27 protein-coding genes, 1 tRNA gene and 1 pseudogene are annotated in these 20,323 nt (G+C 38.1%); 12 read left to right on the forward strand and 17 right to left on the reverse strand.

The window, feature by feature from the left end; genetic code table 11:
- Nucleotides 1-185 precede the first annotated feature (185 nt).
- From ACFIKH_RS07480 to ACFIKH_RS07490, 3 genes and pseudogenes are all read right to left on the reverse strand, one after another.
- Nucleotides 186-980, reverse strand: a pseudogene (locus ACFIKH_RS07480) (portal protein); the annotation flags it as partial.
- Entirely contained in the window at nucleotides 965-2,293 is a 1,329-nt protein-coding gene (locus ACFIKH_RS07485; RefSeq protein ID WP_375671354.1) for a PBSX family phage terminase large subunit, read from the reverse strand. The pseudogene ACFIKH_RS07480 and the gene ACFIKH_RS07485, both read right to left, overlap by 16 nt.
- A complete protein-coding gene (locus tag ACFIKH_RS07490) occupies nucleotides 2,274-2,606 on the reverse strand; it encodes a hypothetical protein (protein ID WP_375652132.1) in 333 nt (110 codons plus the stop codon). The genes ACFIKH_RS07485 and ACFIKH_RS07490 overlap by 20 nt, the downstream gene beginning before the upstream one ends.
- 212 nt (nucleotides 2,607-2,818) lie before the next feature.
- Between ACFIKH_RS07490 and ACFIKH_RS07495 the strand changes: the two genes are divergently transcribed.
- Nucleotides 2,819-3,361: a hypothetical protein gene (locus ACFIKH_RS07495; protein ID WP_375627049.1), complete on the forward strand. Its 543-nt coding sequence runs from the start codon at nucleotides 2,819-2,821 to the stop codon at nucleotides 3,359-3,361.
- Here the strand turns inward: ACFIKH_RS07495 and ACFIKH_RS07500 are convergent.
- The 14 genes from ACFIKH_RS07500 to ACFIKH_RS07565 form a co-directional block, all read right to left on the reverse strand.
- Nucleotides 3,320-3,883, reverse strand: coding sequence for a hypothetical protein (locus tag ACFIKH_RS07500; protein ID WP_375671356.1), 564 nt, complete (start codon nucleotides 3,881-3,883; stop codon nucleotides 3,320-3,322). The two genes, ACFIKH_RS07495 and ACFIKH_RS07500, sit on opposite strands and share 42 nt — an antisense overlap.
- Nucleotides 3,870-4,208: a hypothetical protein gene (locus ACFIKH_RS07505; protein ID WP_375671358.1), complete on the reverse strand. Its 339-nt coding sequence runs from the start codon at nucleotides 4,206-4,208 to the stop codon at nucleotides 3,870-3,872. Before ACFIKH_RS07505 ends, ACFIKH_RS07500 begins: the two co-directional genes overlap by 14 nt.
- A gap of 14 nt (nucleotides 4,209-4,222) precedes the next feature.
- Nucleotides 4,223-4,663: a single-stranded DNA-binding protein gene (gene ssb / locus ACFIKH_RS07510; RefSeq protein ID WP_375671360.1), complete on the reverse strand. Its 441-nt coding sequence runs from the start codon at nucleotides 4,661-4,663 to the stop codon at nucleotides 4,223-4,225.
- Between the two features lie 85 nt (nucleotides 4,664-4,748).
- Nucleotides 4,749-6,224, reverse strand: coding sequence for a replicative DNA helicase (locus tag ACFIKH_RS07515; protein WP_375671361.1), 1,476 nt, complete (start codon nucleotides 6,222-6,224; stop codon nucleotides 4,749-4,751).
- 237 nt (nucleotides 6,225-6,461) lie between these two features.
- Entirely contained in the window at nucleotides 6,462-7,235 is a 774-nt protein-coding gene (locus ACFIKH_RS07520; protein ID WP_375627030.1) for a hypothetical protein, read from the reverse strand.
- An 82-nt stretch (nucleotides 7,236-7,317) separates the two neighbouring features.
- Entirely contained in the window at nucleotides 7,318-7,824 is a 507-nt protein-coding gene (locus ACFIKH_RS07525) for a hypothetical protein (protein ID WP_375627031.1), read from the reverse strand.
- Nucleotides 7,825-8,163: 339 nt separating this feature from the next.
- Nucleotides 8,164-8,622 (reverse strand): hypothetical protein, encoded by a 459-nt coding sequence (locus ACFIKH_RS07530; protein WP_273791604.1) that lies wholly within the window; start codon nucleotides 8,620-8,622, stop codon nucleotides 8,164-8,166.
- Entirely contained in the window at nucleotides 8,609-8,938 is a 330-nt protein-coding gene (locus tag ACFIKH_RS07535) for a hypothetical protein (RefSeq protein WP_375671363.1), read from the reverse strand. The genes ACFIKH_RS07530 and ACFIKH_RS07535 overlap by 14 nt, the downstream gene beginning before the upstream one ends.
- Before the next feature lie 273 nt (nucleotides 8,939-9,211).
- The gene (locus ACFIKH_RS07540) at nucleotides 9,212-10,345 is read right to left on the reverse strand and encodes a hypothetical protein (RefSeq protein WP_375671365.1); all 1,134 of its coding nucleotides are present in this window, start codon (nucleotides 10,343-10,345) and stop codon (nucleotides 9,212-9,214) included.
- Nucleotides 10,335-10,808 (reverse strand): crossover junction endodeoxyribonuclease RuvC, encoded by a 474-nt coding sequence (locus ACFIKH_RS07545; RefSeq protein ID WP_375671367.1) that lies wholly within the window; start codon nucleotides 10,806-10,808, stop codon nucleotides 10,335-10,337. Before ACFIKH_RS07545 ends, ACFIKH_RS07540 begins: the two co-directional genes overlap by 11 nt.
- Nucleotides 10,809-10,852: 44 nt before the next feature.
- A complete protein-coding gene (locus ACFIKH_RS07550) occupies nucleotides 10,853-11,047 on the reverse strand; it encodes a hypothetical protein (RefSeq protein WP_375637963.1) in 195 nt (64 codons plus the stop codon).
- 10 nt (nucleotides 11,048-11,057) lie between these two features.
- Nucleotides 11,058-11,816 (reverse strand): hypothetical protein, encoded by a 759-nt coding sequence (locus ACFIKH_RS07555; RefSeq protein ID WP_375671369.1) that lies wholly within the window; start codon nucleotides 11,814-11,816, stop codon nucleotides 11,058-11,060.
- Between the two features lie 11 nt (nucleotides 11,817-11,827).
- A complete protein-coding gene (locus ACFIKH_RS07560; protein WP_375654754.1) occupies nucleotides 11,828-12,154 on the reverse strand; it encodes a dATP/dGTP diphosphohydrolase domain-containing protein in 327 nt (108 codons plus the stop codon).
- A gap of 574 nt (nucleotides 12,155-12,728) precedes the next feature.
- Nucleotides 12,729-12,980, reverse strand: coding sequence for a helix-turn-helix transcriptional regulator (locus ACFIKH_RS07565; RefSeq protein WP_273791720.1), 252 nt, complete (start codon nucleotides 12,978-12,980; stop codon nucleotides 12,729-12,731).
- 91 nt (nucleotides 12,981-13,071) lie between these two features.
- Between ACFIKH_RS07565 and ACFIKH_RS07570 the strand changes: the two genes are divergently transcribed.
- The 11 genes from ACFIKH_RS07570 (at nucleotide 13,072) to ACFIKH_RS07620 (ending at nucleotide 20,184) form a co-directional block, all read left to right on the forward strand.
- A complete protein-coding gene (locus ACFIKH_RS07570) occupies nucleotides 13,072-13,374 on the forward strand; it encodes a helix-turn-helix domain-containing protein (protein ID WP_183229374.1) in 303 nt (100 codons plus the stop codon).
- A 206-nt stretch (nucleotides 13,375-13,580) separates the two neighbouring features.
- On the forward strand, nucleotides 13,581-13,961 hold the full coding sequence (locus ACFIKH_RS07575; RefSeq protein ID WP_375621921.1) for a hypothetical protein: 381 nt from the start codon (nucleotides 13,581-13,583) through the stop codon (nucleotides 13,959-13,961).
- Nucleotides 13,962-14,030: 69 nt separating this feature from the next.
- The gene (locus ACFIKH_RS07580) at nucleotides 14,031-14,774 is read left to right on the forward strand and encodes an antA/AntB antirepressor family protein (RefSeq protein WP_375626999.1); all 744 of its coding nucleotides are present in this window, start codon (nucleotides 14,031-14,033) and stop codon (nucleotides 14,772-14,774) included.
- 12 nt (nucleotides 14,775-14,786) lie between these two features.
- On the forward strand, nucleotides 14,787-15,338 hold the full coding sequence (locus ACFIKH_RS07585; protein WP_375671371.1) for a hypothetical protein: 552 nt from the start codon (nucleotides 14,787-14,789) through the stop codon (nucleotides 15,336-15,338).
- Nucleotides 15,339-15,346: 8 nt separating this feature from the next.
- Nucleotides 15,347-15,808 (forward strand): hypothetical protein, encoded by a 462-nt coding sequence (locus tag ACFIKH_RS07590; RefSeq protein ID WP_375671373.1) that lies wholly within the window; start codon nucleotides 15,347-15,349, stop codon nucleotides 15,806-15,808.
- Between the two features lie 5 nt (nucleotides 15,809-15,813).
- The gene (locus ACFIKH_RS07595) at nucleotides 15,814-16,383 is read left to right on the forward strand and encodes a hypothetical protein (protein ID WP_375627387.1); all 570 of its coding nucleotides are present in this window, start codon (nucleotides 15,814-15,816) and stop codon (nucleotides 16,381-16,383) included.
- A 73-nt stretch (nucleotides 16,384-16,456) separates the two neighbouring features.
- The gene (locus tag ACFIKH_RS07600) at nucleotides 16,457-17,284 is read left to right on the forward strand and encodes a recombinase RecT (RefSeq protein WP_375671375.1); all 828 of its coding nucleotides are present in this window, start codon (nucleotides 16,457-16,459) and stop codon (nucleotides 17,282-17,284) included.
- A 1-nt stretch (nucleotide 17,285) separates the two neighbouring features.
- Complete coding sequence (locus tag ACFIKH_RS07605) at nucleotides 17,286-17,909, forward strand: lambda exonuclease family protein (protein ID WP_375652200.1); 624 nt, start codon at nucleotides 17,286-17,288, stop codon at nucleotides 17,907-17,909.
- A gap of 119 nt (nucleotides 17,910-18,028) precedes the next feature.
- Nucleotides 18,029-18,247, forward strand: coding sequence for a hypothetical protein (locus ACFIKH_RS07610; protein ID WP_012755083.1), 219 nt, complete (start codon nucleotides 18,029-18,031; stop codon nucleotides 18,245-18,247).
- A 6-nt stretch (nucleotides 18,248-18,253) separates the two neighbouring features.
- Complete coding sequence (locus ACFIKH_RS07615; protein ID WP_375671377.1) at nucleotides 18,254-19,297, forward strand: tyrosine-type recombinase/integrase; 1,044 nt, start codon at nucleotides 18,254-18,256, stop codon at nucleotides 19,295-19,297.
- A gap of 797 nt (nucleotides 19,298-20,094) precedes the next feature.
- A tRNA-Ser gene (locus ACFIKH_RS07620) sits at nucleotides 20,095-20,184 on the forward strand.
- Nucleotides 20,185-20,323 lie beyond the last annotated feature (139 nt).

Here is a 20,323-nt window from a genome sequence, read left to right on the forward strand (position 1 = left end):
ATTGTTAATCCGAAAGAAGTTAAAACGCTTGAAGGACATTTTGAAGTTGTTTTTTCTTCTTAAACTTCTTTATGATTAGCTTTTTTGGGTCTATTCATGCATGGCAATCTTATATAAAAAATAGTCAAATGAATCACGTATAAAAGTGTGGATTCTTAAGTGGATTCTTATAAAATAATTACAAACAAACTATTGACTTTATTGTATTTTTGTTTATAATGTCCTTCAACAAGTGTGATCATCCGTCGACCGTTTTCAACATCAATGCCCTTCTCATCATTATAAGCTTCAAGATCATTATGATGAATGCCCTCATAAGCAATCCCATCACGAGCCCAATCTGCACTCAGTTCACTCCAATGGGCTTTGGGAAACATCTGCTTGGCTACTTCCAAAGGCTTGCGGTCCACATACCACAAACGTTGCGCATCGGTTAAGTTCGGTTGCACCGCTGCACTGTCCCAAACCATCTTTAACGGGTCTAAACGCGTAATGACCGGTTCACCATCAAAGCTGTTTTCATAATCAAGTCGCGTATCGGTCCAGCCCATGCCACAAATAACCGCATCTTGGAAAGCATCACTATCAGCATATTCTGCATGCGCCATGTCCCGAAACCATTCTGCCGCACCGGTAAGCAATTCACTTGGCAATGCCTTGCCTACTTGACGGGGAATGAATTGCACTTCGCGCTTGTTATTTCTCTCTGACCCCACAACAGCATTCACAAGCGGAGCAATACGATTAAAGGTCATAACGGGGCGGCGTTGCTCTTTTAACGCCGCTAAATCAGCCTCATTCCACTGATCACCATTGTAAAAACGAAAATCTTCCCGCGCATGTTCACGCCATTTATTCACATGCTCCACATCTTCTTTGTACCAACTGACAAGCTTGCGAAATAAGCCTTCTGTCGACAAATCTGATGCGTTACTTTCTTTATCTAAATGCTCTTCATCATACATCATTCTGCCATCCATGAGGTACTCTCATATTCCGTTCTGCCGCTATAAGCTGGTCGCTTTTGTATCGTCGGAGGTTCTTCATAAGCCACGCACATCAATCCAAAGGCATCTGCCCCATGACTGGACCAATCGTGCTCTGCTCCCAAGCCAATATTGCGCTTCTCATCCCATTTCTCGTGATACCAGTTCAGTGCTTTGCGCCCTGCTACGGTCGTCTCTTCATTGAACCAAACTGAAGGTAAAATACGCCGCACCGCCTCTATACGCATCTTAACCGCCCCTGCTCCCTGATTAGGAACAACCTGTGTTTCAAAGCCCGCATCATTCAAAGCACTCTCAAAACTCACATTGTGCACACGGTCTCTGGTCGCACCGTCATGAGGCAAAACCATCAATGCCTTCTCATAACCATTTTGACGCAACCAACCGATATGCTCCGATAAAGGCTGCCCCTGTGCTTCGTAATAATTAAGTACTCTGATCTCTCTACCAACAAATTGCGCTATCCATATCGCTGTGGCATCTGCCTTAGCACCCGTGCCCCCAATATCCCAAAAGGCGCGTATTTGCATCAAGGGGTCACGAGCAACACGCCCTATCCGCCCCTCTTGCTCAGCTGCCAACATTTCCTTTTGATAATAAGCGCCTTGAACCGCTGTAAGATAATCCCCTTCCCAGATATGCTTATAGGTCTCTGGACGGTTTCTAAGGTCATCAAGCCGCGCTTCATTCAAAATCTTGGGAAACTTCGGATTGTCTGACCAGTTTATCTCCACACGCTTGATTGCCTCATTGTCTGAAAAGCGAAACCGCTTCTCAACGGGGGCATTCTCTCGCAACGGGTTCCATGTCACCCATAACTCTGCCCACCATCCTTCTCCTTCTTCTCGCAAAGTCGGTATAAGCGTCTGCCAAGCCGTCTCTGTAACGGGCTCTGCCTCATCGACCCAACAAAGCAAAATACGCCCCATAGACTTGATACTTGCAATATTCCGGTCCAGACCAGAAAACTGAAAGGCTATACGACCATCTATCGACTTAATCGACGACTCCCCAACCTTGTAATAGTCCTTTAAAAAGTCATGCGCTTCAATGGCGCGCTTAATTTCCTCCAATGAACTTTCTGCCAAAGAATTCTGAAACTGACGTGCACAAAGAATAGTGCCCGATATCCCTTGCATACCAAATTGATAGCCTTTTAAAGCCGCCATCAAGGCAAATGATCTTGTCTTTCCAGACCCTCGTCCACCCCAAGCCGCCCGTACCAAAGCATCCCCTGTAAAAATCGGTATAAGCTTTGGTACAATACTAATCTGTCGTGTTGTCATTGACCAAAGGCGCGATTTCTACACGCGTTATCACCTTAATGGCTCCCCCATCTTCACCTGTTACCTGTAAAGGCAACACCTTACCAAGCAACGCTAAATAAGCCGCTGGACATTCTATAGCCTGTTTTTCCAAATAAGAAATCAAACCATCCTTGCCAATTTTATTCCCAGCATTCTCAGCAGCCTTAACCACTGCTTCTTTTAAAATGCGCGTCATCTTATTCGGAACGCCTTTGACACGCCCTTGACCTGCCTTTGGGGGTATACGCTTTTTAATCGGTTGTGGAGCCTGTTCTGTATTTTGTGATGTCATAAAATACACCCTCTAGATAATAAAAAACCCCGCATTTGCGGGGATTTCAAACTGCACTGCCTCTCGTCTAGACACAATACGCCTAAGTACAGCAATGTCATTAAATACGATTTGCTACAATTTGTCAACATAAAAATAACACATATTGATATATTCAAAAGGAATCGGTTAAGCAGTGTTCTAAACAGTGGATCGTCAAAAAAGAGAAGATAATGATTATAGAAAATTTATGCTTTATTGGAGTTTTGATAGCATTGTTTTTATTAATGCTATTCAATGCAATACATGCCATTAAAAAAGCAGGAAAAAAAGGGAAAGAAATAGTTGCATACTGCACTGTACTATTTTTACCAACGTTTGTTCCATGGATTCCTACACTTATAATATTTAATTCTAACCTTATAGGAAATGATCTACAAGAAAAAGTGGCTGCTCTATTGCTAGCTATATCTGCCGTGAGTTTTATCATATCATGTATAATGATAAAAACAATACGTGAAGATGGTCTACAAGATAACATTAAAGACATAGCTTTAATAACTTGTGGAATACCACTTCTAATTTGTGGTTTCATTGGTGGTATAATTGCACTTTTTATGTGGAATATAACAATAGGGATAATAATTTTAGGGTTATTAGTTTTAATCGGTATAGGTATAAAAGAAAGTTTGAGAGTGATTTTGGGAATAATTGGAGTAATATTGGGGTTAATACTAACGATAGCGTTGATCAAGTTTATTTGGAAAATTGTCTAATGAAAAGTACTTATAAAGCACATTAAGAGTAACGCGTAATGAATTCACAAGATGTGGTAACATTTGATCTTCTATAACGAGATACTGTAACGCTGCATAAAGGTTATATTGTCTATAGAGGCATTGGGCTTCTTTTAGTGCCTCTTGCGTGTTGATAAACTTCTCTGTTGCAAATGCTACCCATTTATCTCTTGCCTTATCATCTGAAGATGACGGCATTTCGTCATAAATTGCATTAGGCAAGCCTTTTGCGCATAAATAGTCGTTTCTTATCTGTAGATATTGTTGCGCGGCGTCGTATTGCTCTTGAGTAAGCACGCCTTGCAAGCAAAGCCGCCCTATATAAGACCCAGAGAGTGGATTTTTTGCCTCTTGTAGCGTTAAACCGAAGCGCTTTGCACGCATCTCTATTGCTAATTTATCAACGGCTTCACGCGGTGCTTTTGCACGTGATATACGCCCATTTGGTTCTCTTACCTGCCCTTTTATTTTAGGGCGTCCCCTTTTTTTATTTTTTTTCACAGATAACCTCAGACACCTGTTTAACGTTTTCCCAAATTTCCTCTGAGTTTGACCGTGTCTCTCCACCCAAAATCACTACAAATAACAGTAACACTACTGATATACCAAAGGCTGCTAATTTTTTCCAATAATCATCATCACCCATCATCCACACGAAGATAATGACCATCATTACAGTTAGAAAGCCTGCTGATATATTACAGAATGTCTCAATCTTATTATTATGTTGTAATGATTTTATCTCTTGCTCTGTAATAGTATAGTTATAAACTGGCTTAGATTTACAGATTGCACTAAAGGTATGGAGCGGCGGCTTATCAGACATTTAAATACCCTCTATTAAAAAGGAACACTGTCATTCATAACGGTATGGGGCGTATCAAGAGGTCTGTAAATGCTTCTGTCATAAGCAGATGACTGATCTTGATTATCATCATTTTTGCCATCTAAAAGCTTTAACTCGCCTTTGTACTGAGGCAATATGACTTCTGTTACATAGCGATCAACACCGTTTTTATCTTGCCATTTACGGGTTTGTAGTCGCCCCTCGATATAAACTTTGCTGCCCTTATTCAGATACTGGAGAGCTATTTTTGCAAGATGTGGATTAAACACCACAATGGAATGCCATTCGGTTTTGTCTATTCTCTTATTGGTTGCCTTGTCTGTATAGCTCTCAGACGTTGCCATTCGAAAATTGACCACCTCGGTGCCAGATGACATTGTTTTGCTTTCGGGATTGGCACCTAAATGACCAATTAAAATCACTTTATTAAGCATGTTTGTAAGTCCCATTAAATGATGTAAAGATCATAACATGTTTTATGTGTTTTTACAATGTTTTCAGTTAGCTAATAACAATTATTTAATGTTTTACATTATGTTCTAAATCACTAAAGCGTGTAAAATCGGATTGAAATGCAAGGGGAACGATTCCTGTCGGACCATGGCGTTGTTTTGCTATAATAACCTCGGCTTTACCCTTGGCTTGCTCCATTGCATCTTGCCATTTGCTATACTCAGCAGTGCCTTCTTTTGGTTCTTCATTTTTGAGATAATATTCTTCACGATAAACGAACAGAACAATGTCGGCATCTTGCTCGATTGAACCAGATTCACGTAAGTCGGAGAGTTGTGGACGTTTATCGGTTCGGTTTTCAACTTGACGTGAAAGTTGTGACAGAGCAATGATGGGAATATTGAGTTCTTTTGCAAGTGCTTTTAATCCGGTGGTAATGGCTGTAATTTCTTGAACGCGATTTTCTAATAAACGTTTTGAACCGCTTGTCATGAGTTGGATATAATCGATAATCAAGACATCTAGACCATGTTGTCGTTTAAGACGCCTTGCACGGGCGGACAATTGTGCAATAGACACACCACCCGTTTGATCAATATAAAGAGGGATTGTTTGTAAGGAACGCATTGCGTGAATAATTTTTGCAAATTGCTCTTCTGAGATATTACCACGGCGCATATCAGAAGAAGAAACCTTTATTTGCTCTGAGATAATACGAGTTGCAAGCTGTTCAGATGACATTTCAAGTGAGAAGAAACCAACAATACCCCCTTCATTGGCTTGGCTATTATCATGACGCTTGCAAGCATTGGCAATATTAAAAGCAATATTGGTCGCCAGAGAGGTCTTCCCCATAGCAGGGCGCCCCGCAAGGATAATCAAATCAGATGCTTGTAACCCTCCCATTTTCTCATCAAGTGTTTTGATATGGGTAGCTATCCCTGAGAGCCTTGAGGAACGCTTTTTCGCTGCACTTGCCATGTTAAGTGCTTTTGTAATGGCTGTATTAAAATTTTCAAATCCACCTCCATATTTCCCTTTTTCTGCCAATTCAAACAACTGATTTTCAACAGTTTCAATTTGTTGTGATGTTGTAAGTTCTACAGAAGCATCATAAGCTCTATTCACAACTTGAGTGCCAAGGTTAATTAAAGAGCGTCGGATAAACAGATCATAAATGACGCTTCCATAATCTTTAGTATTAATGATTGTGACTGCCTCTGTAGCTAAACGCACCACGTAATTATATACAGTGATGTCACCAATTTTCGCATCATTTTCAACAAAGGGCTTAATAGTAATGGGATCTGCAACTTTTCCACTTTGAATAATTTGTGAAATGATATCAAAAAGCTTTTGATGCAACGGTTCAAAAAAGTGCTCTGCTTTTAAAAAATCAGAAACGCTATCAAGAGCATTATTATTGATAATGATAGCACCCAGCAAAGCTTGTTCTGCTTCAATATTATGGGGAAATTGACGAAAAGAAGATTGTTCTTCTGTTTGAAAAGAAGGTAATTTAACAGCGCTCATTTTATTCATTATGATTTAAATTGATTTGATAAATGATAATTATAAATCACTGAATCTACAGTGTGAATCCCATTTTTATTTTACTTAACAGCTTGCGTTTTGATACGTTTTGTGCAATAAAGAGATGTTCTTTTATATTTCGGTTATTTCTTTTAATCGTTTATTTAGATCGCTAGCTGTTTTGATAATAAAAGCCGTGTCTTAAAGGACGCGGCTTTTTTGCTATAAAGCAGCCCCCCGCGTTATTTAAGCAGCGTCTTTTAGTGACAGATTATCATCACAGATATCATTACGAATTTTTGCACGGCTATTCACAACAGCATTGCCATAAATTTGCACATGATGATCAATATTTGATTTGCCATAGACCTTGGCATGATCATAAATCCTTACAAAGCAACCAACACGAGCCGAGCCAGAAACCTTGGCATGACCATAGATACTTGAATAATCCTTAATCCAAGCATTACAAAAAACATGGGCATTATCATAAACCCGCGCCCAGACATAAACCCGTGACTTGCCATACACATGGGCATTGCCAAAAATATAGCCACAAACATACGCACTTTCATAGACACGGGCATTGTCATAAACCTTGGCACCATTAGAAATAGTAGCATTATCACTAATTACGGCATTACCATAAACATGCCCACAGACCTTAGCGTTATCATGAATTTTTGCGTTATCATAAATATGAGCGGTTGTATCAAAAACCAATGCCTTGCCATTAACGATAGCATTGCCATACACCTTGGCACCTCTAAAGATTTTAGCATCATTATAAATTTTAGCATTTTCATAAACAGTTGCATCGAAAAGAACCGCGGCATTATCATAGACCCAGCAATTGCCATCATGGGATAAGTTACTTTCATTTTCAATAAAACCGCCGAGGTCCCCCGCCTTAACATCATCAAAATCTCTTAGAGCACGTATGCGGTGTAAAGTAAGACCATCAAAAGTGAAGTTTTCATTAGTAAATTCATATTTTTTAGATACAGTTGTAGTGGTCATAGGTAACTCCTAATCTAATATTCAAACAAATTTTAAGTGAAATGGTTATAAGGAGGCGCCCCCGCCGCGCCCGCGCCGTTATTTAAGCTGTTTTCCTATGAGCACGACACATAACAAAGCAAATTTCACCATAAGGAGAAAGGCGTTCTGTATAAACATTATTCATTGTGTCACCACAAATATTCTTAGTAACAATAGCCATGCCACATGCATTGGCATTTTCATAAACATGCACTTTACTTACAATTTTTGCACTATCGAAAACATGGGCATTATCATACACATGGGCATTGGCAAAAACCTTTGCTGAATCGTAGACGCGAGCATTACCATATACAAAACCACCAACACCTGCATTGCCATAAACCTGCGCATTTTCGTAAACACGACCAGGGCTCACAACAATGGCCTGATCACCAACCCAGCAATTACCATCATGGGAAAGATTTTCTTCAGATTCAATATAGCCACCAAGTTGACCAGCTTTAACATCACCAAAATCTCTTAACGCCTTAATGCGATAAAGTTTTTTACCCTCACGAAGAATTGTTTGATTGGTGAGTTGATATTTTTTGACAGAATTTTGCATAATAAATCCTATTCGTAAAGAAGGTTTCTATTGACACCCTATAAGGGCGCCGGGCGCTAGAAACACGGCGAATAGTCCGCTGTGTGCTTTCCCCTAAAAAGGGTATTGTATAACACACTACACCCGACATAAATCGTTATATGCCAATGATAGCATAAAAGAAAGTCAGTATTTTAAAAGGCATGGGAGAGGCTGTATCGTAACCTATCCGCTATTCGCTAAGTGTTTCTACACACTTGATGCCTTTCTAAACGAACCTTTCCTTAATGTCAATACGTATTTTTTATTTTTTTCAATTTTTTTCATTTTGATACCTACCTAATTGAATACCAAGTGCTTTTAAATTTTACTTTTGGTTTTTAGTATAAAATGTAGTGCGTAAATGGACATGTTTATTAAACTGCGTGTATGCAACATGAGAAAGAATGAATAAACTAAAAAAAAGTACCAAATAACGATATCTAAATACCAAAATACAGTATAACTATTTGGAAAAATTAAAACGACAAGCGCTAAACTTATTAGCTTTAAAAGTCTGTGCAAATACTGTTGTAAATCACGTGTTAATGTCTTCCAACCTGTTGTATTGCCACGTTTGTATTTTGGATTGTTCTGCAACTCAAAAGGAATATGAGAATTGCATAAAATTACAAAAATATTTGTTATTATTATCAAACCAAAAGATGCAAATATCAAAATACCTTGGATAAAATAGGGATTTTTTTTAATTCCTAGAAAGCATAAAAATATAAAAATTATAATACCAAACAAGGCTCTTAGCTGCTTATCTGTAAACATATTTATTTCCTGCGGTTTTCGATAATTTTTTGATCTCTTTATTGATCTCGTCTATAAGAGGTTCGTAATTGAGAACGCTTTTCGGAATACCACCCCCATATATCCAAGCTTTCACTTGCGCCTTGGTACTGTAATCAACATTCTCAGGCATCTCATGATACTGACCACCGTCAAATTCTTCGTATTCTCTTGTGCCATCATCATATTCGTAAAGGTTATAAAAATGTTCTGCTACCCCTAATCCCCATGGTGCATGACCGACCGCCGTTGCAACCCACTTTTTTTGCCCTTTCTGTTTACGTTTTTTTAAAAACATCTGGTTTAATATCCCCTATCTAAATCCATAACTTTACCAATGGGTTTATTTGCCTCAAAATGGACCGTACAGAAGCGTTTTTAATTTCAATGTGTTTTTTATCACAAAATCTTTAAATCGCTCTGTACGGTGCCTTTCTGTCAATTTAAACGCATCTCTATTCTCAAAATCATCAGCAAATTTCACTACTTTGCTGTTTTTTCGGATCCTTTTAAATACGATTTCATGACTGATGCTCCCGAAAAAAGCTCTATTTCTGATCCATAAGTGTCTTTAAGCGTAGATCGCTGTTGGGGGTATGCTAAATCTTTCTGAAAGGTTGTTTGCGAAATTGTTTGATGATGATTTATAGCATGCGGTTGCATATAGTTTTTCCGTTTCTAATTTTTTGTGTTTCTTAATTACCAATCCATATTCTGGATGCGTAATCCAATTATCCCAAGCGCTTTGCCAATCGCGTTCATTTGTATTTCGACATGGGTTGGATTTTGAAAAGCGTACAAATTTTTCAAATTCTGATAAGGCTTCATCATGCGTTAATCCTTGTTCAGTTGCGTATTGAAAATCGGGTTTGAAATCTTCTAGTATTCTTTCAACGTCTTGTTTTTCGCTTGTTTTCTTAGTTTCTTCAAAAAAGTTTGCTTTCTCTGGAAAATAAGCAGGCATCATCGTGTCAAAGATTTCTGAAAGTTTTTTTCCAACCTTTTTAACTTTTCGTGAAGGCAATTTCGCAATCATCGCTTCGTTAATTTGCCATCGGTTGTTAACTTCGTTTGAAAGATTGATATTTTGCTCGTGAATGATTGGTTGTTTGGTTTCTATCGTTTTGATTTGTTCTGATTGGCTTTCAACATCACACTCGATTGGCTCGTCAACCAAATCGTTTGTTTCTAAATTTTCAAAATCAATTTCTCTTTTTGATAAAATAATATTTTTATTTTTTTTGTTATTGTTAATGTTATTGTTATTGTACCCTCTTGAAGAATCTTCAAGACATCTTGAAGAATCTTGAAGACTTCTTAAAGAATCTTGAAGCTCTCTTGAAGATTCTTCGTGGTTTTTATGTTTTCTAGTATTGGCGGCTTTTGCTGCTCTTTCTGCAAACTTATTTAAAGTTTCGTCTGAATTTTTTAATTCTTCTTCAACATCTGAACACCACAAATGACCATCTTCTGAAAGAATAATGTGTCCAGATCTAAATAAGTAATCTAATGCCTTCTGAAATCTTTTTACTGAACAACACGTAAAATGAGATAATATTTGCGCATCATTTACAAGAGGCTCTCTAGTGCGCAACATTTGCAATCGCAATCGCATATAAACATTGCCTTCAATTGCGGGTAAACAAGCAAGATCAAGAAGCCACTTGTCTGCAAAAAGCCTCGTCCATGGTAATTTACTGGACATACCCCAATTCCCTTTCTTTAACTAAATATAAAATTGCTAAAGCATCTGCTTCGTTGTCATCACAAGGCGCATGCCCTTTTGCACGCACCGCCTTAATCATCTCTTCTTTCGACGCATTCCCCTTGCCTGTCGTCGCTTTCTTAATCGTACTTACTGGTATCCCCTCATACGGTATCTGATGCTGTTCACACCACGCCGTTAACGTTGCTAACAAACCACCGTAAATATGCGCTGCATCTGTACCTTTATGACGCCTCACCTCTTCAAAATACACCACGTCAATTTGACCTGCTGTCTGCTTTATTTCTGATAGCCATTGCTTAAAGCGCAAGTAACGCATTCCACCGCCTTCAAAACGGCGCGATTGAAAATTCACGGTACCACTGAACATGTCACCACTTGCACCACGTATCGCCCACCCAGTCCGCGTACCTAGATCAAAACAAAGAATTGTATGAAGCATCTAAATCACTTACATTTAATGATGGTTTTTTCTTAGAATGGTGCTTAAACGACTTCTCTGCACACAATTTTACTGCAATTCACACAATAAGAAACGTTAGGAAAAGATAATTTTTCAATGAGCTTTGCTTGCTCGTGTATTATTTCGTCTTTTTCATTTATCTCTTGTCTAAGCCTTTTTGTGGTTTTAAAAGCAGTATAAGCTGCATAACAAGATATAATAAGCGCAATTAAGCCCATCTCTATCTCCTCACTTACCCTTCTTCTTACTCTTCTTATTCTTATGAGGCGGCGCTTTTACTGCTTCATCACGCTGTTTAAGCTCTTGTGTTAGTCTTTCAACTTCCTCGTCGCGTGATTGAACATCTGCTTTTAGTGCCTGTATCTTTTCACTTTTCCGTTTAAAGTCTTCTCGGTACGCATCTATCTTTTGCTTCAATTCTTTAATTTCCGCATCACATGATTGAACATGTACTGTTAGTAGCTCTATCTTTTCACTTTTCCGTTTAAACTCTTCTCGGTACGCATCTATCTTTTGCTTCAATTCTTTAATTTCCGCATCACATGATTGAACATGTACTGTTAGTAGCTCTATCTTTTCACTTTTCCGTTTAAACTCTTCTCGGTACGCATCTATCTTTTGTTTAAGTTTTTCAATTTCCTCGTCACGTTCTTCAATCTCTTGCTTCAGTTCTTCCATTTCCTCCTCGTCACATTCTTCCATCTTTTGCTTCAGTTCATCAATTTCCTCGTCGCGTTCTTCAATCTCTTGCTTCAGTTGTTTAATTTCCTTGTCACGTTCTTCAAGATCTGCATCACATTCATCAATTGTTTGCTTGCTTTCCATTAAATACCTAAACTCATTCTCTTTCATTTTTTTCTTAATATCTTGAACCTGCTCTTTAAGTGCTTTAACTTGGTTGCGATAATGCAATGCAATACGAAACATCACTCCGCTTAAGAGCAAAACTGAAACCACTGCTATCCATAAAATTTCATTCGAACTCATCTTTATCTCCTTTAATTTTTATGAGGGCGGTCATCATGACCAATCTGTTGTGCTTCGCATTCCATTAAAAAAAGAATGCAACAAGCCGCATGTGCCAAGTGTGATAAATCACTCTCAGCATCCTTATGCTCTCCACCAAACCATGCTAATAAATGACGTAAAGCAGCACCGTGAAACCTGCTCCAGTGCATGCCATTACGCCAATTGTTTGCTCCGTACTTCTTTGCCCCAAACTCTAAAACTTTACCAATTTCAAGCAGTGCCAACGGCGGTATAAGCTCTACACGAGGCTTACCATCATCATTCTTATGCGCTTCATTTGCATTATGTGAACACATATAAACTCTGTCGCCACCATATTCTTCAGTGCCGCAAACATATGCATTTCCATAAATCTTGGACTTACCATAAACCACGGCATGACCGAACACCTTAGCAGCATCACAAACCTTGGCATAACCACAAACCTTGGCGTTGCCATAAACCTTGGCGCTGCCATAAACATGGATATTATCGTAAACGTAAGCATTACCAAAAACCGCAGCTTCATCACAAACCTTGGCATTGCCAAATACATGCGCATTACCACAAACCTTGGCGTTGCCATAAATCGCAGCTGCTAAAAGAACATTGGCATTCTCATAAACACGGGCATTGTCATAAACATGAGAAAAACCAAGAACCTTGGCATTGCCAAAAACACGTGCATCACCATAAACCCATGCCCTATTCCCAACCCAACAATCGCCCTCATGAGAGAGGTTGCCTTCACTCTCTACAAAACCACCAACATCACCTGCTTTAACTTTTCCAAAGCTTCTCAATGCACGAATGCGGTGAAGAGTTTTTCCAGCAAACTCAATTGTTTCATCAGTAAGTTCGTATTTCTTTTCTACAGCCATCATCACCTCCTTAAGGCTGCAAAGTCTCACGCGCGCTATCAACGCCGGAACTTTTTGCAATTGAAGGAAAATTCTCTTGATACCAATCGCTAGGGCTTATGTAATTATCGGTAACTTCTGCTATCTTTTTTATTATCTTAGGATGCGGAAATCGCTTCTTATTTACATAGCGTGCTACAGATGCTTGCGTAACACCTACCAAAATCGCAAACTCGGCATAAGTAATATTATTCTTTGATAAATACAGTTTTAGTTTAGACATTCCTTTTTATACCATATCGGTATTATTAAAACAAGGAAATTTTACCATATTGGCATTTGAAAGGATTTTTTTTTTAATTAGGATAAGAATCATGAATAATTTGAAATTTTTCAGACAAAAAGTCGGTTTAACTCCAAAAGAATTAGCCGAATTGGTGGGAACTAGTCAGCCACAAATTTTTCGTTTAGAAAATGGGCAACGAAAATTAACAAAAGAGTGGGCTATACGTTTGGCACCACACTTAAAAATTACTCCCAAACAATTGTTGTTTTCAGGAAATAAGCCTAATAGCTTAGATGAACAAATTGAAGATATGTTAGAGCATCTAAGCTACGATAATAAGGTTAAACTTCTGGATCTCCTTTCTTCATTTTATCAAGATAAAAAAGAATAAACTCTCTTTTTTCATCTTCTGTCAATTTATTCCATAGTTCCAATATTTGCGTATTAATTGACCATTTTTCATCCATTTGTTCTACTCATAAAAAATAAAAAATAAAAAATAACCATTTTGGTATTGACTTTAAATTACCATTTTGGTATCAAGATATCCCATATCTTAGAAAATAACTTTTGCCAATAGGCAGTATGGAGGCATTTGTGAATAAACCAGTGTTTATAAATTCTGATGAAATTCTCTTAGTGATGTGCGAAAATGAAGAGCAAAATCTCGCTAAATCTGGTCCTTTCTTAGAAGAAAGTGACATGATCAAATTTATCGACCAAGCCGATAATGCTGTCCAAATTTTGCGTATTGAACCAACGACTAATCGTTGCGAAGATATCTCTGAAGATATTGCCGAATTCTATCTTAAAGAATGTGAAGAGCAGTGTTTCAACGGAAACATTCCTCACGATTTTATTCTACACAGCACAGCATACGGTTTTTTTTTAGATGATATAAAACAGCGCGAATATGATGATGCAATGTATGGTTCTTACGAAAAACAACACCGTTTGCGTCCTTGTGATGTGCTTTAAAAGCTAAAGGCGTTTTTAAAAGACGCCACCTTCTCTTATCAATATTGGTAATTCAAAGAGATTATAAAAATGGATAATCCTATCACTATTACAAATAACACCATTAACGAAGAAAGCGTTCAAACAGTCAACGCACGTGATTTGCATAGTTTTTTAGAAGTAGGTAAAAAATTTGCGGACTGGATTACTGAACGTATCAACAAATATAATTTGGTAGAAAATCAAGACTTTGTTTGCTTCCCTATTTTGGGAAGCAAAGGAAGGGGTGGTCACAATCGTAAAGACTATCATCTAACTCTAAGCGTAGCCAAAGAGCTTTCTATGCTTGAAAACAATAAGAAAGGTAAACAAGCCCGTCAATATTTTATTGAATGCGAGCGGCGTGCAAAGCAAGTTCTTACACCACAAATCGATTACTCAAGTCCACAAGTAATGTTAGGTGTATTAACTCATCTAAAAAATGAAAATGAGCGTAAAGACATCATCATTGAAGATTTAAAACCAAAAGCCATGGCTCTTGAAAGCTTACAACGCTCTGATGGGCTCTTCGGTCTTACTGAAGCCGCTAAAGTGCTCGAAATGCAACCAAAACAATTCATTCTCTTCCTACAGAAAAAAGGATGGGTGTATCGACGCACTTTCGGGGATCGCTTATTGCCTTATCAGGATAAAATCCAAAAAGGACTAATGGATTGTCCCACCATTACACTTCAAACCGCAAGTGGAATAGAAAAAGTCATTCCTTGCGCAAAAATCACAGCAAAAGGAATTGGTATGTTGTCTCAAGAGATTAAAAAACAAAACATGCATTAAGGGAAATAAACCATGGAAAAAAAATACGAATTTACTGATGAAACAATCGAAGTTGGGGGCAAAACTCTCCACCGCATTCGCGCATTACGAGACTTTGGAAACGTCGAGAAAGGTGATTTAGGAGGCTATATCGAGAAAGAAGACAACCTATCGCATCGTGGTAATTGCTGGATTGGGGATTATGCAAAAGTCTATGGTTATGCCAAGGTTTTTGGTGATGCCTTGGTTTACGAAAATGCACAAGTTTACGGTTATGCACATGTTTACAACAATTCTCGTATTTATGGCAAAGCAGAAGTTTGCGATGAACCATGCATTTATGGTCATGCAGAAGTTTACGGTGATGCATATATTTGCGGTGAACCGCACGTTTTTGATAATGCAGAAGTTTATGGCAATGCACAAGTTTACGAAAAGGCATACATTTATGATAGGGCGCGTGTTTACGGCAATGCAGAAGTTTCCGGTGATGCGCATGTTTACGGTCATGCAAAAATTTACGGTGAAGCATGTGTATGTTGGGACGACTGGATTGATGGCGATAAAAGAATCTCAACTAGGTAACAAACCAGATGAAAAAATACGAACTTACTGATGAAAAAATTGTGTTTGATGGAAGAACTCTTCACCGAATTAGAGCATTAAGAGACTTTGGATATGTCAAAAAAGGTGACCTAGGCGGTTTTATAGAAAAAGAGAGCAACTTAAGCCATAAGAGAGACTGTTGGATTTTTGGCAATGCACACGTTTACGGTGATGCCAAAGTTTATGATGATGCGCGGGTTTATGGGAATGCATGCGTTTATGGCAATGCACAAGTTTCTGATTATGCCGAAGTTGGTGGTGCTTATGTTGGAGATAATGCCAAGGTTTTTGACTATGCGCGGATTTATGGGAATTCTGTTATAGGGAAAAGTGTACACGTTTACGGAAATGCTAAAATTTACAATCAAGCATATATTTGCTGTCGTGTAAACATTGCTGGAAATTGTAAAATTAGTGGCTCCACCATAATCGAAGAACGTGAGAAATAGTAATCATGGAAAAGAAATACGAACTGACTGATGAAATAAAAGAATTTTATGATGCAAGAACCGATAAAAGTAAAAAACTTTATCGCATACGTGCATTAAGAGATTTTAGAAATATTAAAAAAGGTTACTTAGGTGGCTATATACAAAAAGAAGACAACCTATCGCATGAAGGCGATTGTTGGGTTTGGCATAAAGCTATGGTTTGTGGTGACGCTAAGATTTTCGGCAATGCACAAGTATTTGAACGCGCAGAAATTACAGGCAGGGCGCGTGTTTATGAAAATGCAAAAGTTTGCGGTGAAGCATATGTTGAATATGATGCGCAAATTTACGGCAATGCACAAATTTATGGTGAGGCTCGAGTTTTGGGCCATGTTTATGGCAATGCCCGTGTCTATGGAGATGCTTATATAAGTGATAAAGCACACATTTCCGGAAATATGAAAATTCTAGATGGAGTATATATTTTAGATAATGTAAATATTTCTGGTAATCTTGAAATTCGTGGACGCAATTCAATCATCTACGAAAGTGACTATTCAGCAAGCGATATAAGCTATATAAGCCGTTTCTAACAACCAAACAACATTTTTAAACACAAGCGTGATTCACGCCACGGGGGAATTGCGCGCAATGTAGGAAATCAAGATGACAAATTCCACTTTTTTAACAGAAATGGCAAGAAAATATGGATTTTCTGCTGAAGAATTTCGAGAAACAATCATAAAAACTTGTATTGGATATAAAAATGCTAGTGTCATCACTGATGCAGAATTTGCCGTTTTTCTTTTTGTTGCCAATACTTATGGACTTAACCCTTTAACAAAAGAAATCTATGCACTCCCTAAAAAAGGCGGCGGCATCATACCCGTTGTTTCTATCGACGGTTGGATAAAGATCATCAAATCAAATCCTGACTTTGATGGCATGACCTTTCAAGATCAACTCGATAAGGATGGGAAGCTCATTGCTATCAAATGTGCTATTCGTCTCAAGGGAATTAAAGACCCTATCGAAGTCATCGAATATCGCAAAGAATGCGAACAAGAAAAAAGTGAAGCATGGCAAAAATATCCAGCACGCATGTTGCGCCATAAAGCTACTATACAATGTGCTCGCTATGCTTTCGGGCTTTCCGGTATTTATGAAGAAGATGAAGCAAAACGTATCAATGAAGCAAACCATAACGTACAAACGAAGTTAGTTTCTTATGATGTGCTTACGCAAATCAAACAATTAATAAACATCACTCAAACAGAAGAAGAAAAAGTGCTTGAGTATGCACAAGTCGACAGACTTGAAGATCTTCCTGATGAAGTAGCACAAAGGATTTTGGATATTTTGCAAAAGAGACAGCATGAAAAAGAACAAGCTTTCCTACAACAAAAGCAAATAGAGGCGCCTATACAAGATGCCGAATATATTCACGTCCAAGATATAGAATATGTACCACAAGAACAAAGAACGGCGGTGTGATATGGAACAAAGAACAGCAGAATGGTTTCAAGCGCGCTTGGGTAAAGTCACCGCATCAAACATTTACAGCGTACTCAGTAAAACTACAAAAGGATTGCCTACGAGCAAATATGAAGACTACAAAATCAAACTCATAACAGAGCGCTTAACAGGCGAAACAAGCCCCTATTATGAAACTGAAGATATGAGATGGGGTATTGAGCATGAAGATGATGCCTTGAGAGAATATGGCTTCATTTATGATGCCGATATAACAAAATGCGGCTTTATCCAACACCCCACAATAGAAATGGCGGGGGCTAGCCCCGATGGTCTCATTGGAGAAGACGGTTTAATCGAAGTCAAATGCCCGAGATCAGTAACACATATGCGCTTTTGTATAGGTGACGAAATCAAGCCTGAATATCACGCACAGATGCAATTCCAAATGGCTTGTACAGAACGAAAGTGGTGTGATTTCGTAAGCTATGACCCACGTTTTACGGGGGAATTCTTTCACTTACGCATGAAAGTCAAGCGTATTCTCCGTGATGATCAACAAATTGAACAGATCAATCAAGCTGTTGAAACCTTTTTAGCAGAGATAGAACGAGAGATAAAACAACTCTCAACAAAAGCTGCTTAACCTTATGGGGGTGTTTTGTTCCCCGCATATCTACAAGCACCCCCACCCTTCTTAACACTTTCAAGTAATGCGTGATTCACGCCACACGTGAATTGCATCTCAATGTAAGGAGAAAAGATATGGCGCCTCGTCCAGCTGCTATAACGCAACCAGCCATTGCACGCGCTTTAAGAGAAGCTAAAAAACAAGGTTGTGAACTCGTAGAAATCAAACCTACCGGTGAACTGCTTATCTATCTTAAATCCGATATTCCAATACCAAATTCAGTTAACCACCCAGACAAACTTTTAGATTTGTCAAAGAATGAATATTACGAAACCGCACTCTCTAAGATGTAAAATACCATGCCTAAACCACGTCCTCCTCATCTCGTTAAACAAATTACTCAACATGGCAAAATTGTATGGTATGTACGTATTGGTCATGGCAAACGCATTAGAATACGCGGTACCTATGGAACGCAAGAGTTTGTTGATAACTACAAAAGCGCACTTGCCGAGTTACAAGGACTTATACTTCCTAAATCAAAAACCGGTAAACTTGTTGAAGGTTCATTTGCATGGCTGCTTAAACAATACTTTAACAGCTCTAATTGGCATAGTTACACTAAAGCTACAAAAAAACAAAAAGAACTCATCCTTATGAAGGTATGTGATACTATAGGAAACATTCCATACCAAGCAATTGAAAAGAAGCATATTATAGCCGGTGTTGAACGGCGTAAAGAAACACCAGCAATGGCTAGAAACTTTCTGAAAGCCCTTAATGGACTTTTTAATTGGGCAATTGACCAAGGTCTTTTAGAAAATAATCCAGCCTTAGGTGTTAAAAGACCAGCCCTTCACAACAAAGATGGGTTTGCTGTTTGGACAGAAGAAGATGTTGAGAAATATTATCAAAGATGGTCCCATGGTACCCATGAACGCGTTTGGATTGATGTTCTTTTATATACGGGTTTGCGTCGTGGTGATGCGGTCCGCATTGGCTGGAAAGATGTAAAGAATAATATCATTCATCTTAAAACAGAGAAAAGTAAATTCCAAACAGATGTTTTTCTTCCTATTTTACCGGAACTAGCAAAAACACTTGAAACTGGTCCTATTGGAGAAGAAACATTCATTTGTGGTAAAGAAGGTAAAAAACTCGTTAAAGAAAGTTTTGGCAACCTTTTTCGTGAGGCTTGTAACGTAGCGGGAATCAAAAAATCAGCACATGGCTTAAGAAAATTAGCAGCAACACGCGCAGCTAACTCTGGTGCAACAGTATCACAACTCAAAGCAATTTTTGGCTGGACAGATGACGCTATGGCATCTCTTTACACAAAGAGCGCAGACCGTAAAAAACTTGCTCTTGAAGCCATAAAAAAGCTTCAAAAAGATGAGGGATAGAGGCAAAAAAACTCAATAGAATCAAGATTCACCTATTCCCTCATATTAGACATAACTATTTTATTTTACTTGCTTTTTATTTGCTCTCATCGCCCACCATTTTATTTTGTAAATAAGTTTTTTGTTCTAAACATACTTATGAATGAATCGGCTTTAAAAACCTTGTCTATTAAAGTTTATGCTTTCTGCCTCTGCATAATTTAGCGTTTTTAAGTTCTATTCTTGAAAAACTATGCAATACCTTAACAAGCTATCTATTGATCTAAGCGTATTGTTCAATAATATTTTCTTCCGTTCCAACTAACTTTTTGCTTATCCCACAAAAAAAAGTATTATAAATACACCTAATTTCCAGTCATATCTGGAAGAGATTTTAAACTGTCGATGCAAATCTTACATAAAACTTTTCCAAATAGTGCAAACCAGCTATTCCCTCCAAGATACCCTTTAGACGCACTAGATATCTGAATAGAATAAATATCTGGAAAGATAAAATAATTCAAAAATACACGCCCGCAAAGAATTTAATATAATTTATCAAATATTTTCAACTGAACCTTTCTTATTATTACGAATATCGGTCGTTAAAACTTAAAAAAATATTGCTTTGTGAAAAATTTTTAAACAGAAAAAACGATCATGTTTAAAAATGAAACCGTTAGATAACACACTCAAAGAATTGACTTATGAAGAATTATTTTAATTGAAATTTAAATAGTTTTACAAAGAACGCTTTAAAATGCGCATTAAAATGATTGACCTTTTACAAGAAATTTGTCAAAAAGCATATCCAGTTTGGAGGGGTGGCCGAGCGGTTTAAGGCACCGGTCTTGAAAACCGGCGTGCAGGAGACTGTACCGTGGGTTCGAATCCCACCCCCTCCGCCACAGCACTTTTATGGTGCTATAACTTGTTGATTTTATTTATATTTTTTTAAGGTTAGGGACCGTATAATTAGGTTCGGGAATAGGATTTTCACACTTTCCTTTACAAAGCGCATTCTTTTTGCCAGCTTTCTCTAATAAT

Source organism: Bartonella sp. SD1336NMGDW, assembly GCF_042193565.1.
GTDB lineage: Bacteria > Pseudomonadota > Alphaproteobacteria > Rhizobiales > Rhizobiaceae > Bartonella > Bartonella grahamii.

Coding starts and splice junctions, on each gene's coding strand:
- ACFIKH_RS07485 (WP_375671354.1), bottom strand. CDS start 2,293: ATGACAACACGACAGATTAGTATTGTACCAAAGCTTATACCGATTTTT.
- ACFIKH_RS07490 (WP_375652132.1), bottom strand. CDS start 2,606: ATGACATCACAAAATACAGAACAGGCTCCACAACCGATTAAAAAGCGT.
- ACFIKH_RS07495 (WP_375627049.1), top strand. CDS start 2,819: ATGATTATAGAAAATTTATGCTTTATTGGAGTTTTGATAGCATTGTTT.
- ACFIKH_RS07505 (WP_375671358.1), bottom strand. CDS start 4,208: ATGTCTGATAAGCCGCCGCTCCATACCTTTAGTGCAATCTGTAAATCT.
- ssb (WP_375671360.1), bottom strand. CDS start 4,663: ATGCTTAATAAAGTGATTTTAATTGGTCATTTAGGTGCCAATCCCGAA.
- ACFIKH_RS07515 (WP_375671361.1), bottom strand. CDS start 6,224: ATGAATAAAATGAGCGCTGTTAAATTACCTTCTTTTCAAACAGAAGAA.
- ACFIKH_RS07520 (WP_375627030.1), bottom strand. CDS start 7,235: ATGACCACTACAACTGTATCTAAAAAATATGAATTTACTAATGAAAAC.
- ACFIKH_RS07525 (WP_375627031.1), bottom strand. CDS start 7,824: ATGCAAAATTCTGTCAAAAAATATCAACTCACCAATCAAACAATTCTT.
- ACFIKH_RS07530 (WP_273791604.1), bottom strand. CDS start 8,622: ATGTTTACAGATAAGCAGCTAAGAGCCTTGTTTGGTATTATAATTTTT.
- ACFIKH_RS07535 (WP_375671363.1), bottom strand. CDS start 8,938: ATGTTTTTAAAAAAACGTAAACAGAAAGGGCAAAAAAAGTGGGTTGCA.
- ACFIKH_RS07540 (WP_375671365.1), bottom strand. CDS start 10,345: ATGTCCAGTAAATTACCATGGACGAGGCTTTTTGCAGACAAGTGGCTT.
- ACFIKH_RS07545 (WP_375671367.1), bottom strand. CDS start 10,808: ATGCTTCATACAATTCTTTGTTTTGATCTAGGTACGCGGACTGGGTGG.
- ACFIKH_RS07550 (WP_375637963.1), bottom strand. CDS start 11,047: ATGGGCTTAATTGCGCTTATTATATCTTGTTATGCAGCTTATACTGCT.
- ACFIKH_RS07555 (WP_375671369.1), bottom strand. CDS start 11,816: ATGAGTTCGAATGAAATTTTATGGATAGCAGTGGTTTCAGTTTTGCTC.
- ACFIKH_RS07560 (WP_375654754.1), bottom strand. CDS start 12,154: ATGTGTTCACATAATGCAAATGAAGCGCATAAGAATGATGATGGTAAG.
- ACFIKH_RS07565 (WP_273791720.1), bottom strand. CDS start 12,980: ATGTCTAAACTAAAACTGTATTTATCAAAGAATAATATTACTTATGCC.
- ACFIKH_RS07570 (WP_183229374.1), top strand. CDS start 13,072: ATGAATAATTTGAAATTTTTCAGACAAAAAGTCGGTTTAACTCCAAAA.
- ACFIKH_RS07580 (WP_375626999.1), top strand. CDS start 14,031: ATGGATAATCCTATCACTATTACAAATAACACCATTAACGAAGAAAGC.
- ACFIKH_RS07585 (WP_375671371.1), top strand. CDS start 14,787: ATGGAAAAAAAATACGAATTTACTGATGAAACAATCGAAGTTGGGGGC.
- ACFIKH_RS07590 (WP_375671373.1), top strand. CDS start 15,347: ATGAAAAAATACGAACTTACTGATGAAAAAATTGTGTTTGATGGAAGA.
- ACFIKH_RS07595 (WP_375627387.1), top strand. CDS start 15,814: ATGGAAAAGAAATACGAACTGACTGATGAAATAAAAGAATTTTATGAT.
- ACFIKH_RS07600 (WP_375671375.1), top strand. CDS start 16,457: ATGACAAATTCCACTTTTTTAACAGAAATGGCAAGAAAATATGGATTT.
- ACFIKH_RS07605 (WP_375652200.1), top strand. CDS start 17,286: ATGGAACAAAGAACAGCAGAATGGTTTCAAGCGCGCTTGGGTAAAGTC.
- ACFIKH_RS07610 (WP_012755083.1), top strand. CDS start 18,029: ATGGCGCCTCGTCCAGCTGCTATAACGCAACCAGCCATTGCACGCGCT.
- ACFIKH_RS07615 (WP_375671377.1), top strand. CDS start 18,254: ATGCCTAAACCACGTCCTCCTCATCTCGTTAAACAAATTACTCAACAT.